12 protein-coding genes and 1 pseudogene are annotated in these 17,940 nt (G+C 37.0%); 3 read left to right on the forward strand and 10 right to left on the reverse strand.

All coding sequences use genetic code 11. The annotated features are described in order from the left end of the window. Positions 1 to 16: 16 nt before the first annotated feature. Positions 17 to 1,801 carry a single-stranded-DNA-specific exonuclease RecJ gene (recJ, locus tag NNJ73_RS08250; protein WP_254493631.1) on the reverse strand — a complete coding sequence of 595 codons (1,785 nt, stop codon included), beginning with the start codon at positions 1,799 to 1,801 and terminating at the stop codon, positions 17 to 19. Between the two features lie 294 nt (positions 1,802 to 2,095). On the opposite strand from recJ, the gene rplM reads away from it, so the two are divergent. Beyond that, a complete protein-coding gene (gene rplM / locus NNJ73_RS08255; RefSeq protein ID WP_254493632.1) occupies positions 2,096 to 2,560 on the forward strand; it encodes a 50S ribosomal protein L13 in 465 nt (154 codons plus the stop codon). Between the two features lie 3 nt (positions 2,561 to 2,563). Then, a complete protein-coding gene (gene rpsI, locus NNJ73_RS08260) occupies positions 2,564 to 3,049 on the forward strand; it encodes a 30S ribosomal protein S9 (protein ID WP_254493633.1) in 486 nt (161 codons plus the stop codon). A 313-nt stretch (positions 3,050 to 3,362) separates the two neighbouring features. Here the strand turns inward: rpsI and NNJ73_RS08265 are convergent, their stop codons facing one another. From NNJ73_RS08265 to NNJ73_RS08290, 6 genes are all read right to left on the reverse strand, one after another. Next, entirely contained in the window at positions 3,363 to 3,728 is a 366-nt protein-coding gene (locus NNJ73_RS08265) for a response regulator (RefSeq protein ID WP_005773308.1), read from the reverse strand. Positions 3,729 to 4,290: 562 nt separating this feature from the next. Then, on the reverse strand, positions 4,291 to 4,524 hold the full coding sequence (locus tag NNJ73_RS08270) for a hypothetical protein (protein WP_254493634.1): 234 nt from the start codon (positions 4,522 to 4,524) through the stop codon (positions 4,291 to 4,293). A gap of 1,126 nt (positions 4,525 to 5,650) precedes the next feature. Further along, the gene (locus tag NNJ73_RS08275; protein WP_254493635.1) at positions 5,651 to 6,439 is read right to left on the reverse strand and encodes an ABC-2 family transporter protein; all 789 of its coding nucleotides are present in this window, start codon (positions 6,437 to 6,439) and stop codon (positions 5,651 to 5,653) included. After that, positions 6,423 to 7,157, reverse strand: coding sequence for an ABC-2 family transporter protein (locus NNJ73_RS08280; RefSeq protein WP_254493636.1), 735 nt, complete (start codon positions 7,155 to 7,157; stop codon positions 6,423 to 6,425). Before NNJ73_RS08280 ends, NNJ73_RS08275 begins: the two co-directional genes overlap by 17 nt. Before the next feature lie 64 nt (positions 7,158 to 7,221). Next, the gene (locus NNJ73_RS08285; RefSeq protein ID WP_254493637.1) at positions 7,222 to 8,241 is read right to left on the reverse strand and encodes an ATP-binding cassette domain-containing protein; all 1,020 of its coding nucleotides are present in this window, start codon (positions 8,239 to 8,241) and stop codon (positions 7,222 to 7,224) included. Between the two features lie 786 nt (positions 8,242 to 9,027). Beyond that, a complete protein-coding gene (locus NNJ73_RS08290; protein ID WP_254493638.1) occupies positions 9,028 to 10,011 on the reverse strand; it encodes an RluA family pseudouridine synthase in 984 nt (327 codons plus the stop codon). A gap of 234 nt (positions 10,012 to 10,245) precedes the next feature. On the opposite strand from NNJ73_RS08290, the gene NNJ73_RS08295 reads away from it, so the two are divergent. Further along, on the forward strand, positions 10,246 to 12,033 hold the full coding sequence (locus NNJ73_RS08295; protein WP_254493639.1) for a glucan ABC transporter ATP-binding protein/ permease: 1,788 nt from the start codon (positions 10,246 to 10,248) through the stop codon (positions 12,031 to 12,033). A gap of 665 nt (positions 12,034 to 12,698) precedes the next feature. Here the strand turns inward: NNJ73_RS08295 and alaS are convergent. The 3 genes and pseudogenes from alaS to NNJ73_RS08310 form a co-directional block, all read right to left on the reverse strand. After that, a complete protein-coding gene (alaS, locus tag NNJ73_RS08300; RefSeq protein ID WP_254493640.1) occupies positions 12,699 to 15,371 on the reverse strand; it encodes an alanine--tRNA ligase in 2,673 nt (890 codons plus the stop codon). A gap of 167 nt (positions 15,372 to 15,538) precedes the next feature. Continuing rightward, on the reverse strand, positions 15,539 to 16,582 hold the full coding sequence (recA, locus tag NNJ73_RS08305; protein WP_254493641.1) for a recombinase RecA: 1,044 nt from the start codon (positions 16,580 to 16,582) through the stop codon (positions 15,539 to 15,541). Between the two features lie 452 nt (positions 16,583 to 17,034). Then, positions 17,035 to 17,858: pseudogene (locus tag NNJ73_RS08310) on the reverse strand (DNA adenine methylase). Positions 17,859 to 17,940: the final 82 nt, after the last annotated feature.

Genomic DNA, 17,940 nt, shown 5'->3' on the forward strand with positions numbered 1-17,940 from the left:
GTAAAAAACATCTCTTTTAAACCACTGCAGCAGCGTCAATCACACGCAGTTGCGGATTGATTGTTCCATTCCAATAATTCAAACTAAGATGACCAGCTAAATGAATCATTTCACCAATATTTCTCGACAGAAAATCACCAAGCGCTGTCCCTACAGCACGAAAAGCTATTCCTTGGAGTTTTTTGCCTTCCGCGTTAGATACAATGAGGCGAAGGTGTCCTTTACCAACTTCAGATAGGTTCATTAATCGATGAGAGGGAAGAACAAAAACAGGTGTTGCATTTCCTGTCCCAAAAGGCCCTGCCTTTTCAAGCAACTCAAATAGTGCTTGATTAACACCAGAAGCAGAAAGAGAGCCATCTATACTAAGAGACTTTTTTGCATGTAATTGTGAAACCATGACAGAAATTTTTTCTTCTAGCCATTTTCGAAAGCTTTCAATTTTTGTCGATTGAATTGTAATGCCTGCTGCCATACTATGTCCCCCTCCTTTTTCTAATAAATTGAGTGTAACAGCTTCACGAACGAGTGCCCCTAAATCTATGCCGCTAATTGAGCGTCCTGACCCTACGCCATTTCCATCTTCTCTCAATGCAATAGCAAAAACAGGACAAAAAAAACGCTCTTTGAGGCGGGAAGCAAGAATACCAATAATTCCCGGATGCCATTCTTGATGAGCAATAACCAGTGACAATGGTGTTTCTTGATCTTGATAAAGAGAAGCAATATAAGATTCCGCCTGTGCTAATTGAATATTCTCCATTTCTTGGCGTTCTTGGTTGAGTTGATTTAATTGTTCTGCTATTCTGTTCGCCTCCTCTTTATTCTCACAGCTGAGCAAACGTGCCCCCAAAGCTTGGTCACCAATACGCCCTCCCGCATTAATTCTAGGACCTAACAAAAAACCTAAATGAAAACTATTAAGTGGTTCGCCTATCCTTGCAACTTTTGTTAAAGCTGCTACCCCAGGATTATGCATAGAACGAGCAACTTGAAGTCCTTTTACCACAAAAGCGCGGTTAACCCCCTGCAATGGCACAACATCACATATGGTTGCCAAGGCAACAAGATCAAGCATACTGAGAAGATCAGGCAATGGCCCTTCGAATTTTTTTTGCCGCAGTAAACGATGGACCCAAGCTAACGTAACAAAGACAACACCCGCCGCACATAAATGCCCTTGTCCAGAAAAATCATCAGGGCGATTAGGATTGACAAGAGCAACAGCTTCTTGATGAACTTCTGACATTTGATGATGATCTAAAATCACAACATCAGCACCAGCAAGTCTCGCCGCTTTTACAGCATCTGGACTATTTGCTCCACAATCAACAGTAATAATTAAACGGGCACCTTCTTGCACAAGCATTTTCATAGCTTGTTCATTTGGCCCATAGCCTTCAACAATACGATCAGGAATATAAATTTTGACTTCAATCCCAAAATAACGAAAAAAACGCGCTATAAGTGCCGATGAACAAGCGCCATCAACATCATAATCACCAAAAACAGCAACCTGTTCTTGATTAAGAAGAGCCTTAACAATACGCTCTGCTGCGCATTGCATATCAACAAAACTTTCTGGATCAGGCATGAGTGTACGCAATGTTGGATTAATAAAAGCAACAGCTTCAGTTTCATCCACATATCTTGCTGAAAGAACTCGTGCTAACTGATCAGGAAAACCAAATTTCTGAGAAATCGCACGCGCATTACTTACTCCTTTAACATCAAGGGCATCTAACCAAGCCTGACCACAAGCAGAAGATTCAACATTGAGAAAATAACGAGACAGCTCCATTACTATTTATTTTATAATGAAGATTAATAAAATACAATCATGTGTTAAAGACAAAATAGCCTTTTGCAACATTCACTCCCCAAAATGTACATAAGCACCTCCTCATAGGAGGTATCATAATACCTCACTTATAACATACTGTTTTATAAAGTTTTTATTTTCTCTTGACGTCAATCAAAAGACATTATATCAGAGTGAAAAGTGTGCGTTAGATATTTCGCTATGAGAACAATTTTCAACACACAACAATAAAATTTCCCTCATGATAGAGGGCGTTAATTAAAGGATACTTCTATGGCAACTTTTTCACAAAAGCCAACTGAAGTGGTGAAAAAATGGATTATTATTGACGCAGAAAACCTTGTTTTAGGGCGTCTTGCTACATTTGTTGCGAACCGCTTACGGGGCAAACATAAAGCTACATTTACGCCACATGTTGATGATGGAGACAACGTTATTGTCATCAATGCTGATAAAATAGCTCTTACCGGTAAAAAATATACAGATAAAAAATATTATTGGCATACCGGCTATATTGGTGGAATCAAAGAACGTACAGCGCGTCAGCTTCTCGAAGGACGTTTTCCCGAACGCGTTGTTGAAAAAGCTGTAGAACGTATGATTCCGCGTGGTCCCCTTGGTCGCCGTCAATTGAAGAATCTCCGTGTTTATGCTGGAAGCCAACATCCGCATGAAGCACAACAGCCCGAGTCTCTTGACGTTAGTGCTTTAAACCGCAAAAACAAAAGGATTGCTTGAATTATGGCTGAAATTAATTCTCTTGCTGAGCTCAGTGTCGTAACAAATACTGTGGAAGCTCATGAAAATATCGCCCCTGTCCATGTGCAAAAGCTTGATTCACAAGGGCGTGCCTATGCAACAGGAAAACGTAAAGATGCTGTTGCGCGCGTATGGATTAAACCAGGTTCTGGAAAAATTACCATTAACAACAAAGAATTTGACAAATATTTTGCTCGTCCTGTTTTGAGAATGATTCTTCGTCAACCAATTGTTGCAACAAATAGGGATACCCAATTTGATATTATTGCAACCGTTGCAGGTGGTGGTCTTTCTGGACAAGCTGGTGCAGTACGTCATGGTATTTCTAAAGCTTTAACTTATTATGAACCAGAGCTTCGCCCAATTTTGAAAAAAGGAGGATTTCTCACCCGCGATAGCCGTGTCGTTGAACGTAAAAAATACGGTAAAGCAAAAGCGCGTCGCTCTTTCCAGTTTTCGAAACGTTAATTTCAATATTTGTGCAATATATAGAGCCCCGTTTTCATCGGGGCTTTTTTCGCCCTGCTAAAACAGACTTTTAGATGAATGCAGGAGAAAATCTTATACCACTTAGAAGAGAATAAGAGTATAAAACAACAACTTCTCTTAAAACAAAAACTAAGAAACATAAACAAAAAAATAAAAAACTCTTTTCAATTTTTAAAGTCTGTTTTGGAAACTAAAATATATTCCCGCTAAAACACAAAAATATTTGCACGATAACTTTAGCAATCCCATAAGCCTTTCAATGCCTTTTTCTATCATTATTTAACAAAGAGCTTTAATCCACAAAATGTTTCACCATTGTAATAAAATGAGGAACAGAAATAGGCTTTGACATATATTCTTCACATCCACTAGCACGAATTCGCTCCTCATCCCCCTTCATAGCAAAAGCTGTTACAGCAACGACAGGGATTGATCTCAGTTCCTCATCTTCTTTTAATTGTTTAATAACATCTATTCCAGAGACCTCTGGCAACTGAATATCCACAAGAATAAGAGATGGCATCGATGAACGCGCCAAATCTAGTGCCATAAGACCATTCCGTGTTTCAACAGTTTCATAGCCACTCGCTTCTACAAGATCACGGAATAACTTCATATTAAGCTCATTATCTTCCACGATCATGACTTTCTTTGACATTCGTATAACTCCGCCCTTCTCAGATAAAATAAAGAAATAGAAATGAATCCACATTCTCTTTGCTTAAGATAAAATGATAAAAAAAATTGTAAACCACAAAGAGACGAAAAGCTTCCAATAAAAGAATTTTTGCAAAGATTTGTAAGACACATCACTATGCTTTTTCAGTTCATTAAAAAGAAAATCCACAATAACCATGATTGTATGACTCTGTGTTTTTTAAGTGGATACACAAAGTTTATGGGTATCTCAATTAAAGCAGATGATAACCCTGTTGCTTTTGCAAAAAGATATGTATTTTCATCATAGAAAAAATATCAACGACAAACTTAGTTCAAATGCATATTTTGAAGAGAAAAAAATTTAATTAACTTTAGAAGACAGCTGATTATTTAAATTTAATGCACCCTATTCTACCATCCTACAAACAATATCTTAATGATAAAAAGGATAAATTTATCAATAACACTAAAAGTAAAAAAATACATAAACCGTTATTTGAAATCACGGTTTGTTTAATATATAATATTTAATAACAGAATAATTTAAAGTTCATCAATGATTAATAGCCCCAAGTGCTTCGAGCATAAGAAGTAAATACTCTTTGACCTGGCGTTTGGTGATGGGTTAGAGGCTCTCTAGTAAATAAGTATATAAAATACGCAACTAAACCAAAAATCGCTGCCTCCATTCCTATTAAATTCGCTACTTTCTGGACATTTTTTTCAACACTTTGTCCTACAAATTGACTCATAACCGCATTAATAGTTTTAATAACTCCATTTTCTTGTTTCATGGCAGAAATAAAAACAACGTTTTGAAATCAACCATTCACAGAATGAACATTTGCTCCTAAAACCTGTGAAAAGAAATAAATCCAATATTTTTACATCACAACATAAAAAATATTACTCAATTGTCTTTTTTCATTAAAACATAATGAATTTTTTTATTGTATGTCGAGAAGAAAAAACTAACCAAGTAAAAGTTAGCGTAAGCACAAATTTAGTTTTTTGATTGGAAACGCAAAATCAGATGAGATAATAATGGCATTAATGAATAAACCAATTTTAATCCACAAAGCCATTAAAACATTTTAACGATTTTACGGCCTTTTGTTTCTATTGTTTCTAAAGAATCGCGGAATAACCCCAGTTTAAGTTCGTTATCTTCCACGATCATGATTTTTGATATTGATATAACTTCACCCTTCTCAGATAAAAGAGAGAAATAGATAATGAATACATTCACTCTCTACCCAAAATAAAATAAATAAAAATATAAACCTATCCATATTTTCATCGTAGAAAAGCTATCAATCACAAAACTTAACTCAAATGCACGTTTTGAAGAGGAAGCAACTTAAGTAACTTTGATATACGTAAATTTTTTGATCTGTAAGTAATCCGTAGTTTATATGCCCAATCAAAAATTTATTCTTGTAATTTTATGTTGTCTCGAATGCCTTTGTTTTACATCAATACGAGCTATGCAATAAAAAATCAAAAGAGAGATTAACTAGGTAGGTCTATATGAAACTTTAAAGCAGATCTGCATGTTATTCTTGCATTGTTAAAAGCAAAAGTAGTAACAAAATTGAAGAATAAAAGGGGCGTTATAAATGCGAATATCGCCACAGCGTCTATTTTTTCTGCCTTATATAATTTTCAAAAAGTTTGGTAAAAAGATATGAATGATACATGAAAAAGTTCTCAATCTTTTCAATCTCTATATCACAAATGCACTATTTAGTACTGATCACCAGAAACATATGACAGCTGATTTTATGCATCAATATATCTAAAAAACCATGTACATGTTTTCCCTACATCACACAGCCAGCGTAAATGATAATATTTTACAGCACAATAGAATTATTCACTCAATTTTTTATTTTTATAAATTAGGCAAACTTTTATATATCATCCCCCTAATCCATTAAATTTACCCATTGCTTTCTTATAACTTATGAAAGTCACGGCAATAAAAAGAAAAGTGCTCAACAGAAGATATCCAATATTCCATTCATTTTTACCAAGCAGGAATGATACAGGGAGGGAAGCAGAAAAAGCTAGAGGCAGCAAAAACAGCAGCCATTTTACAAGATTTAAGGGATAGATAGCTATGGGGATAAAGGAAAGTTGGTAAAGCATTGCATGAAAATAAGCGACGGGCATCTTACGGCTGGTTATGAATGTTATAAAGTTGAACATCATGAAAAAACACATGTTTACGATAAAGACACAACCAATTGCAACGATAAAGGAAAACCATTTCAGCTTTATTTCTGACATATCTGGTAGCAAGACAAATGAATAAGCACTCACACAAACAATAAAGAGCTTAATCAAATAAAGAGGTTTACACCAGCCAAACAGGATTAACAGCCAAACTGAAACAGGCTTTGTCAGATATCCCTCAATTTTCCCTTCGGCTACTTTTTCAAAAAATGTTTCAATAGAGGTGGTAAAAATATTCAAAAATATCCCAAGCAAAATGAAAACAACAAAGATAAGATGAATTTCATCTCTGCTATAGTTTCCAATATTTCCTGAAAAGCAAGAGATTTTATCAATAAAGATAAACTGAATAAAATAATAGCACAGAGAAAGAATAAATTCTCCAATGAAGTTTTTACCGTAAACAGTTTGTCGGCGCACATTCATGCTGATAAAATAAAGGATTGTTTTCACCTCATCCCCCTGCTCCATGATAGACTTTCATTCCTTTTTTCCAAGCAATATGAATGAAGAATAAAAAACACAAAATATAAAAAACACTCCCCACAATAAATTGCTCGAACACTTTCAGATCATGCATTGAAAGAAATTCGGCAGGAGCTGAAATGGTAAAACGATAAGGATTAAACTGCATCAATGGAATGAGCCATGTTGGCCAAAAAGAGGGAGGCAGAAGAGTGCCACCAAGAAGCGCTGAACTGAGAATACTAAAAGAGAGCAAAATATTGTATTCAATCACCCAGAAACTTAATAAAGCAATAGCAAAGGAAAGGAAAAAGCACAGCAATTGTGAGAAAACAATAATGAGAAAAAATGACAGGAAAGCTATAAGCAATGCTAAAATATTCTCAGAAGATAAACTAAGCTTTACAGCAAAGATAGCAAGTAAAGGCATAACATAGAGCACACTTTCACCCAAAAAGGTAAACAGCATTTGCATCATGTAACTGAATGGTTTGGTGAGATAGACTTCTAACTTCCCTTCTTTAACATGCTGAGAGAAAGATTGAATGACGCCATAACCATTATTTAAGCGTGAGAAAATTAAGGCAAAGGCATAATAATATATCATATCATGAAAACTAAAACCGTTTATACTATCGCTTGTGTCAGAAAAAAGTGCATTCCACAACAGAAGTTGAATCACAAAGGGTGAGAGCGTCCCCATAACGATATCGGTAAAAAACATTGCTCTATCACTAAGGATCGTAAGCAACCCATTCTTGGCAAAGAGAAAGAGAGCAAAGAAATGGTTAGAGAAATTCTTTAAATTTAACACGGAGCATCTCTTCAAGTGAGGGAGTAGATACAGAAAAGGGACAGTTAAGTTCTGTTGCGATTTCTCTGATAAAACGTGGCACATCTTCACGCGGGAGTGAAATCTCTAGTGTACATTTTTCATCATTAAAGTGTTTCTCTTTTAAAGGAGTGGACAATTTTATTGCCAGTTCATCAATGTCCTTTATAAGCGTTGAAACTGTTAGTAAATGTTCACAAAAAAGCGTTATTCTTACATTTGAGGGGATCATCTCTTTTAACGTATCAATAGCGCCATGAAACTGCTTTTTTCCTTTATGTAAAAGAAGAATATCATCAACGTAACCATCGATATCTCCCATGTCATGACTGGTAATGATGTATCCCATAGCTTGCTCTTTTTTGAGTTTTTTAAGCAGCTCCCTGATTTCATGTTTGGAGGTAATATCAAGACCAATCGTTGGCTCATCGAGAAACAATAATTGAGGTCTAAAGGACAAATTAAACGCTAACTCGCTTTTTACTCTCTCACCAAGGCTTAGCATACGAACGGGTTTATCCATGATATGCTCAATATTCAAGAGCTCGGTAATTTCTTTAAGATCACGGTGAAAAGAGCTTGGCTCAAGGTTATATAAGGGGCGCGCCATTTCCAGACTATAGCGTAGGGGTAAATCCCACCATAAGCAATTTTTGTGACCAAAGACCACGCCCAGAGACTTGAACAGAGTTTTTTTGGCATTATAGGGATTAACGCCTAAAACTTTAACATCTCCCTCATCAGCAGCTTGTATGCCAGAAAGTATTTTAATCAATGTTGATTTTCCCGCTCCGTTAGGACCAACAATTGCGAGTGCTTGCCCTGAACACAAGGTAAAACTGATCTCTTTTAGCGCCTGATATTTTGCATAAGTAGGCTTGAAAAGAGAAAACACTTTATTGGTAAAACCCGTTGCATTGTTTATGCTGCGGTATATTTTTGAGACGCTCTTAACGTCAATCAATAATGATCCCATCAGTCATTCCTCATTTCAACTTATCCCCTCTTGGAGCACTTCCACAATCTTTGAAGATTTGTTTTTTCACTGGAAAAAAACAAACGTATTCAAGCCATCTTTAGAGCACTAAAACGCACCTGATGCTTTCTCTCCAATTTCCAATATGACACATATGATGAATTCACTTCAATGAAGCGCTAAGACTCTAAAAACTTGTTTCTTCTTTTGTGAAAGATAATCTTTCAGATAAATTCAAATAAATTAAATCAGTAAAAGAATAAGTAGTCATTGAAAGGAGTACTTTGCTGATAAGTTTCATTGTATAAGCAAAGGTACAAAGCATAAATCTATAAATATATCAAACCCCACCGCTAATAGGATAAACTTCCTTGAAAACAATAATTTGTTGAAAAGTTGCTCTCCCTAAGAGTTCCTGTAAAAGTCTTCACTTATTTTCCATGAAAAAATCAAAAATTGCCATTACTTTTTCAGTCAATATCCTTCAGATTTTATCTCATTCATCTTTCTTAACATAACATGCCTCCCCAATATATGACCTCTGTAGATAATTCAAAGGAACAGTTTTATAAGCCCAGATTATTAAAGATACACCCTATCTAGAAATAACAATACAATCAAATAAAAAACTGTAGGAAGAAAATTTATGATATTTGAAAATTCATTACTCAAAAACACAATTTTTTTATAGCACTTACGAAAACTCTCTTCAAATAATGCCCTCTCCATCTTAATCAAATTTATAGATAAAATTTTTACCAATCAAAAAAACAAATGAAGTTTTTTTTATTCTGTTTCAGCATCACGCTCATTAAAAGACAAAAGATTAAAACTTTGGAGCATATGAGGTGGTAAAGGTGCAACAATATCCAATATGCCTCCTGAAGGATGCGGAATACGAATACGACGTGCATGAAGATGAAGGCGATTTTGAATGCCTCCTGGTAATGTCCAATTACTATCAGAAAAAAAATACTTTGAATCGCCAATGATAGGATGATCCATATGGGCAGCATGCACACGGAGCTGATGTGTTCTCCCCGTATAAGGTTCCATTTCAAGCCACGAAAGAGCCCGTCCACGCGACTCTAAAACGCGGTAGTAGGAAACCGCATGATGCGAATCCGGCTCCCCATGGTCACAAACACGCATTTTATCACCTTGTGCAGTCATTTCCTTAACCAGCCACGTTGAAATTTTATCCTGTTTTTTTTTAGGAACGCCCCGAACCAACGCCCAATAAGTCTTTTTTGTTTCCCGCTCTCTAAAAGCAGCTGTTAAGGCCTGTGCAGCTCCCCTAGAGCGAGCAACAATAAGCACTCCTGATGTTTCGCGATCAAGGCGATGAACTAAACGCGGCTTTTCACCTTTTTTATTGCGCCATACCTCAAGCATACTGTCTATATGACGTGTTAAACCAGAGCCTCCTTGTACAGCGAGACCTGCTGGTTTGTTAAAAACAAAGACCTTTGGATCTTCATAAAGCAGCATTTTTTTTAAAATAGTCCCATCATCCTGCCCACGAAGTGTTTTATCGGTTATTAGTAAACTTTTCTTATCATCAAGAGGAAGAGGTGGAACACGAACAGACTGTCCCATACAAAGGCGCGTATCAGCTTTAACACGTCCACCATCAACCCGTACCTGACCAGAACGCAACAATTTTTGTAAAGCTCCAAACCCAAGTCCTGGATAATGCACTTTAAACCAACGGTCTAAACGCATTCCATTTTCGTCTGTCTCAACCTTTTTTATTTCGACACCTGCCATGAAAGTTCCCTTACCTGATAATTTTCCCTACCTAATATTTTTTTCCTGATAATTTTATTGATCTATTTTGCGCCTTTATAAACACAAAAATTCATATTCTCGTTGGCTTTATCACACCATATTACAATGAGTATCCAAAATTGCCTTTTCTTAACGTTCAATTTTTATTAGTTAGAAATTCGAGTTTATAAATCAGTAGCCTTTACGCTTAACAGCGCATGGAGATCATTAATAGTGTCCTTATTCAAAACCTATGCACGTGTTCTCACTTACCTAAAGAGAGAAAAAAATGCATCTCTTTTAATCTGTACCGCTAATATTATGTTAGCGATTATCACCATTGCAGAACCTATTTTATTTGGACGCGTTATTGATTCTATTACAGAAAAAACAGGAACCATCCCTACCCTTGCCATTTGGGTTTGTTTTGGTCTTTTTCATATTATCGCTTATGTCCTTGTTGCTCGTGGTGCGGACCGCTTAGCCCATAGACGCCGTTTAACGGTTTTAACAGAATCTTTTGAACGTATCATTGCCATGCCTTTAATTTGGCATCAACAACGCGGAACGTCCAACGCACTCCACACACTTTTGCGTGCAATAGACGCCATGTCAACCATATGGCTTGATTTTATGCGTCAACATCTTTCAACACTTGTCGCCTTATTGGTTCTCATCCCCACAGCCTTTAACATGAATTGGCGTCTTTCAATAGTCTTAGTTGTACTTGCCATCATCTATATCTTAATTGCCCGTTTAGTGATGCGAAAAACAAAAGACGGACAAGCCGCTGTAGAATGCTATCATCATAATCTTTTTAAACATGTCAGTGATTCAATCTCTAATGTTTCTATTGTGCAAAGTTATAATCGAATAAAAGAAGAAACGTCCATACTGCACCAACATACAAATGCTCTGCTTAAAGCACAAAACCCTGTTCTCAATTGGTGGGCGCTCGCCAGTGGCTTAAATAGAATGGCTTCAACAGTTTCAATCGTCTGTGTTCTTCTCCTTGGAGCTTTTTTTGTTGCAAGAGATCAATTAAGGGTAGGTGAAGTCGTTGCTTTTGTCGGATTTGCACAACTCATGATTAGCCGTCTAGATCAAATGAGCAATTTTATTAATTGTGCAATATCCTCACAAGCAAAACTGCAAGAGTTTTTTGAAATGGAAGACTCAACTTTACCTATCAACGAATCACAAAATCTCCCTTCCCTCCAAAATATTAAGGGCGCTATACAATTTCACCACGTTACCTATAAATTTCCAAATTCTTCTCAAGGTGTTTTTGACATTTCCTTTAAAGTGGAAGCAGGACAAACTGTTGCGATTGTAGGACCAACAGGAGCTGGGAAGACAACATTAATCAATTTATTGCAGCGCATATACGACCCTACCTTGGGGCATATCTCCATTGATGGAATAAATATACGCTCGATCAATTGCGAATCTTTACGACAATCTCTAGCGACAGTGTTTCAAGATGCGGGTCTTTTTAATCGCAGTATTCATGACAATATCTCAATAGGAAAAGCAAGCGCAACAAACGAAGAACTTTATGAAGCAGCAAAAATAGCAGAAGCTCACGATTTTATTCTAAAAAAAGCTGATTGTTATAACACAATGGTGGGCGAACGAGGAACTCGATTATCAGGTGGAGAAAAGCAACGGTTAGCAATTGCACGTGCTGTTTTAAAAAATGCCCCCATTCTCATTCTCGATGAAGCAACAAGCGCTCTTGATGTTGAAACAGAAGCACGTGTCAAAGATGCTCTTGAGAGCATAAGCCATAACCGCACCACTTTCATTATAGCTCATCGCCTCTCAACAATACGCAATGCTGATGTGATCCTCTTTCTGGAACAGGGTTATTTAATTGAAAAAGGAAGCTTTCAAGAGTTGATCGATAAAGGGGGCCGTTTCTCTAAATTTTTAAAAGCAAGCGATTTAACAATCACGCCACCAGAAAGAGAAGGAGAAAATGAAAACGTCATCCCCTTACATGAAGCCATAGCATCATAAAAATAATACTCTTCACAAATCTCATGCAAAAAAATATCTCAATGCAAAACATTGCAAAAATGCTCTGTTCGTGGGTAAGCAAAAAATTTCTAAGAATGCCATAATCTATTTTAAATGCAGTAAGAGCACACAGAAAAACTTGAATTAATATAAATATTTAGTTTTGTGCAGTATTTATCTGATTTATATGATTAATTTACGTTCCATAACTTGCAAGAAAAACCTGTTCTCTTACACATGAGCCGCAAAGAAAACCAATAAAACAGCTCTAAAAAACGAACCTCTTATGAAGAGCGAGCAATAATTTAAGCAATTTGAAAACGAAAAAGCGATAGCTTATAATCTAATAAGCTTAAGAGACTGTTATGTAATAAATCTTGCGTTATCCTCTTCACAATTCCTATTGTAAAATAGGATAGAGATGTTTCTTTTAAAATCAATATAATAGATGCATATCCTTCATGAAATATATGATCCGTCCAGCTCATAAACAAAAGCATGAAGCACCGCACAATCTTGCTAACGCAACACTATTTTTTTATCTTTACAATGTTATCTCTCTCTCTCAATGACGCTGTATCTACATTTGAGCAATACACCAAACAGATATTCGTTTATACGCCAATCCAACATACAAATGTAAAAAATACCGATAAGGAAACTTTTTACTTTTTAAATTTTTCTAGAAAATCTTTTAATCCTGCAAATGCCTCATCAGCCTTGTTCCCCTCAGGACCACCAGCCTGCGCCATATCAGGACGCCCACCACCGCCTTTCCCACCAAGAATAGCTGAAAGAATACGAACGAGATCAACAGCATTTAACTTATCTGTTAAATCATCCGTAATACCAACAACAGCACTCCCCTTGCCATCCTCCGAAACACTAATAAAAGCAACCACTCCAGATTTAATTTGTTTTTTCCCAGAATCAACAAGTGCTTTAAGATCCCGTGGTGGAATATTATTTACAACACGTCCCATAAAAGAAAGTTCATTGATAATAGTAATATCACTTTGACCACTTTCTGTTATTCGCCCACTCAACACCATTTTCTTGCGTACATCATTCAACTCTTTTTCAAGTTTACGACGATCATCAAGCAAAACTCTCACCCGTTCTTCTAAATCAGAAGAAGAAGTTTTTAAAAGATCAGCAATTTCACGAATACGTATATCTTGGCAGCTAAGATAAAGACGCGCTGCGGCACCTGTTAAAGCTTCAATACGGCGCACTCCAGCTGAAACAGAACTTTCAGAAACAATATGAATCAAACCAATATCCCCTGTTCTTTCCACATGTGTCCCTCCACAAAGTTCAATAGACCAAGACCTTTTTAAGTCTCTCTTTTCAAGCAACTCTCCCATAGAAACAACGCGAACTTCATCACCATATTTTTCCCCAAAGAGTGCCATTGCTCCTTCAGAAATTGCATCATCAACAGCCATAAGGCGCGTTGTCACTTTATTATTTTGCAAAACAATCTCATTTGCTAAATCTTCTATTTTTTTCAATTCTTCTGCCGAAATAGCTTTTGGATGAGAAAAATCAAACCGCAACCGTTCCGGCGACACAAGAGAGCCCTTTTGAGTAACATGAGATCCCAATACCTGCCGTAAAGCCTCGTGTAACAAATGGGTAGCAGAATGGTTCGCACGAATTTTTTTACGACGAACACCATCAACGGTTAATTCTACACAATCAGAAATCTTAGCATGACCAGATTTAACTTCTCCAAGATGAATAAAAACACTATCAGCCTTTTTCTGAGTATCATGCACCTCAAAAATAAAATTTTCACCAGAAATGATACCACTATCACCAATTTGTCCACCAGATTCACCATAAAAAGGAGTCTGATTTAACACAAGAATGGCTTTCTGCCCTGAAGAAACTTCATCAACAATTTTACCATCACATACAAGAGCTGTAAGAATACCTTTAGCTTTTTCTGTTTCATACCCTAAAAATTCTGTACCCCCTACCTGATCACGAACAGAAAACCAAATTGTCTCCGTGACAGCTTCACCTGAACCAGACCAATGAGCACGAGCTTCTCCTTTTTGACGTTCCATTGCTTCGTCAAAGGCATCAACATCAACAGATATTCCACGACGCCGAAGAACATCTTGCGTCAAATCAAGTGGAAAACCATAGGTATCATAAAGCTTGAAAGCAACATCACCCTTTAAATGATCCCCTTCTTTAAGCTGGGCACTTTCTTCATTTAACAAACTCAGTCCTCGTTCAAGCGTTTTACGAAAACGTATTTCTTCTAATTTTAAAGTTTCAGAAATCAAAGATTCAGCCCGCACCAATTCAGGATAAGCTTGTCCCATTTCGCGAATGAGAGCAGGCAAAAGCTGCCACATTAAAGGTTCTTTAACACCAAGAAGATGTGCATGACGCATAGCACGACGCATAATGCGACGTAAAACATATCCTCTTCCCTCATTGGAAGGAAGAACACCATCGGCAATTAAAAATGCCGATGAGCGAAGATGATCAGCAATAACACGATGACTGGCAATAAAATCACCCTCTGCCTCAATCCCAGTGATTGCTTCTGATGCTTCAATTAATGCACGAAAAAGATTAATATCATAATTATCATGAACACCCTGTAAAACAGCCGCAATACGCTCTAACCCCATACCGGTATCAATAGAAGGATGAGGCAAGTCAACACGGTCTTCCTTAGAAAGCTGCTCATACTGCATAAACACAAGGTTCCAAATCTCAATAAAGCGATCACCATCTTCATCCACACTTCCAGGGGGACCACCCCAAATTTCATCACCATGATCATAAAAAATCTCCGAACAAGGACCACAAGGACCTGTTTCTCCCATTGACCAAAAATTATCAGCTGTCGCAATACGAATGATTTTTTCATCTGAAAGACCTGAGATTTTGCGCCATAATTCAGCAGCAACATCATCACTTTGATAAACGGTTACCAACAATTTATCTTTTGGTAGACAGAATTCTTTTGTTAAAAGATCCCATGATAAAAAAATGGACTCTTCTTTGAAATAATCGCCGAAAGAAAAATTCCCCAACATTTCAAAAAACGTATGATGGCGCGCTGTATAGCCAACATTATCAAGATCATTATGTTTTCCACCTGCACGAACACATTTTTGTGCTGTTGTCGCCTTTTTATAAGGATACTGTTCAAGTCCCGTAAAAACATTTTTAAACTGCACCATCCCTGCATTTGTAAACATGAGTGTAGGATCATTGCGTGGAACAAGTGGGCTAGAAGAAAGAACTTGATGCCCATGATGATGAAAATAATCCAAAAATGTTGACCGGATATTATTAACACTATTCATATCTACACCTGCAGAATACCGCACAAAACCTTAAAAGAAAAATCCCCCCATTAAATATCCTCTTTGCCACGCATGGAGTCAATTTAATCAAAGAACGGAATATTTATTTTTTAAAAAAATTGAGAAAAAATTTTAAATGAAAAAATTATAGACGAAAAAACGGTTTATCAAAGAACTTCATCACTTTCCGTATTTTCAGACCCTGCGTTTTCTAACAATTCAATCGCAATCAAACCAGCATTTTGACGCAAAGCCGTTTCAATTTCTGCCGCTATTTCTGCATGCTCACGTAAAAACTGCTTCACATTTTCACGTCCCTGCCCTAAACGTTGAGAATTATAAGAAAACCACGAGCCAGATTTTTCTACGATACCCACCTTGACTCCTAAATCAATCAATTCACCTAGCTTGGAAATCCCTTCCCCATAAATAATATCAAACTCAACCTGTTTGAAGGGAGGAGCCAACTTATTCTTCACCACTTTAACACGGGTCTGATTACCAACAATCATATCGCGATCTTTAATAGACCCAATACGGCGAATATCCAAACGAACAGAGGCATAAAACTTTAAAGCATTTCCTCCCGTTGTTGTTTCTGGCGAACCAAACATCACACCAATTTTCATGCGAATTTGATTAATAAAAATCACCATACAGTTAGAGCGAAAAATAGAAGCAGTGAGTTTCCGCAAAGCTTTGCTCATCAATCGCGCCTGTAATCCTGGTAAAGCATCGCCCATTTCACCATCAATTTCCGCTCGTGGTGTTAAAGCTGCAACAGAATCCACAACAAGCACATCAACAGCACCAGAACGAACCAACGTCTCTGTAATTTCCAACGCCTGTTCACCGGTATCTGGCTGAGAAATGAACAAATTTTCTAAATCAACACCAAGCTTACGCGCATAGATAGGATCAAGCGCATGTTCCGCATCAATAAAAGCACAGATTCCTCCCCCTTTTTGAGCCTCAGCAATAGCATGCAAAGCCAATGTTGTCTTCCCAGAACTTTCTGGTCCATAGATCTCCACAATACGCCCCTTGGGTAACCCACCAATCCCTAAAGCAATATCCAAGGATAACGATCCTGTTGGAACGGTTTCAATTTCAACAACTTGCTCTTTTTGTCCAAGACGCATAATCGAGCCTTTACCAAAAGAACGTTCAATTTGTGAGAGAGCAGCATCGAGAGCTTTTGTTTTATCCACGATTATATCCTTGACCGATTCATAATAATCTAACACTTAAAGTGTATATTGCCCTTTTAATTTAACTAAAGCCTTGAGTTTAGATTTTCACAGACTATTTTCATCCTTCCCCTTACGTTATGCCTATAACATATCATGACCAGCAAAATTAAAGAACTGGCATTCCCTATCTTATGACACAACATAAACTCAAAATAAAATAATACTTTAATATAAGAGAGTAAGTTAACACATTTATCTCTCTAGAAAAGCAACAATTTAAATTTCAACACAATGTTTAACCTTCCTGCTTACCCCTATGTCCCTAAGAAAAAACTCCCCCCTTTGTAGCTTGCCAGCAGGTTTTGTACCAATTTATTTTGTTTCACATGATTTTTAAGGGGTTCTCTAAGGGTCTTCAAAGTCCTTTCAAAGGTTGTTTAAATCCCTTTAATAGATCTTTTTCTCTTCTCCTAAATATCACAATTGGTAATGATGAGTTCCTTTGCTGGAATCGCATTATTTGACAAATTACAGGAATAAATTGTTCTCACCTCTTTTATATGGAATTGACTGAAGGTTTTTCGTATCTCTGGCACATCATTGAGAGAGAGAGAAGAAACTTTCCCTTTAATTGTGCAAGCAGCATAGACATCGTCTGGTAATCCTCCCGCTTAAACAAGTCCTTGCCATAATAATCTTCAACACCAAAATAAGGTGGATCAAGATAAAACAAAGTATTTGGCCGGTCATAACGCACAATAAAATCAGACCAATCTAAATATTCAATGGTAACACCCGCTAAACGGCGGTAAATAAGCTTTAATAAGTCCTCAAGTTTCAAAGAATTAAACCGTGCTCCACGGTTAGGATCAACTCCAAATGTACGCTTAGCCACCTGACCAGCGAAACTCAATTGCTGGAGATATAAAAACCGCAAAGCCCGTTCTAAATCTGTAAGGGGGCTTGGATCTTGTGAAGTAAAACGTTGAAACAGCTCACGGCTGCTAATCTGGAACTGCAACAGATCCATAAAAGGGTGATAATGGCGTTGCAACACCCGAAAAAAATTCACCACATCCCCGGAGCGATCATTGATAACTTCATATAAGGGAATCAATTTTCTCCTAAAGAATATTCCTCCCATGCCAACAAAAGGTTCAGCATAAGTACGATGAGAAATGCCCTCAATGATTTTGATAATAGTTTTGGCTAACTTGATTTTGCCACCAATATAAGCAGCAGCTGGCGAGATGGGTTTAACGGATTTTAATTTTTCCTTATGAAGTATATCCATTATTTTTTAACACTCTTTCATCTATATTAGCCGTCTTCTCATTGCTTTAAGTGATAAGAAGTGGCTGCGATGTTAAGTTAAG

The organism is Bartonella sp. B1099 (genome assembly GCF_944801835.1).
GTDB lineage: Bacteria > Pseudomonadota > Alphaproteobacteria > Rhizobiales > Rhizobiaceae > Bartonella.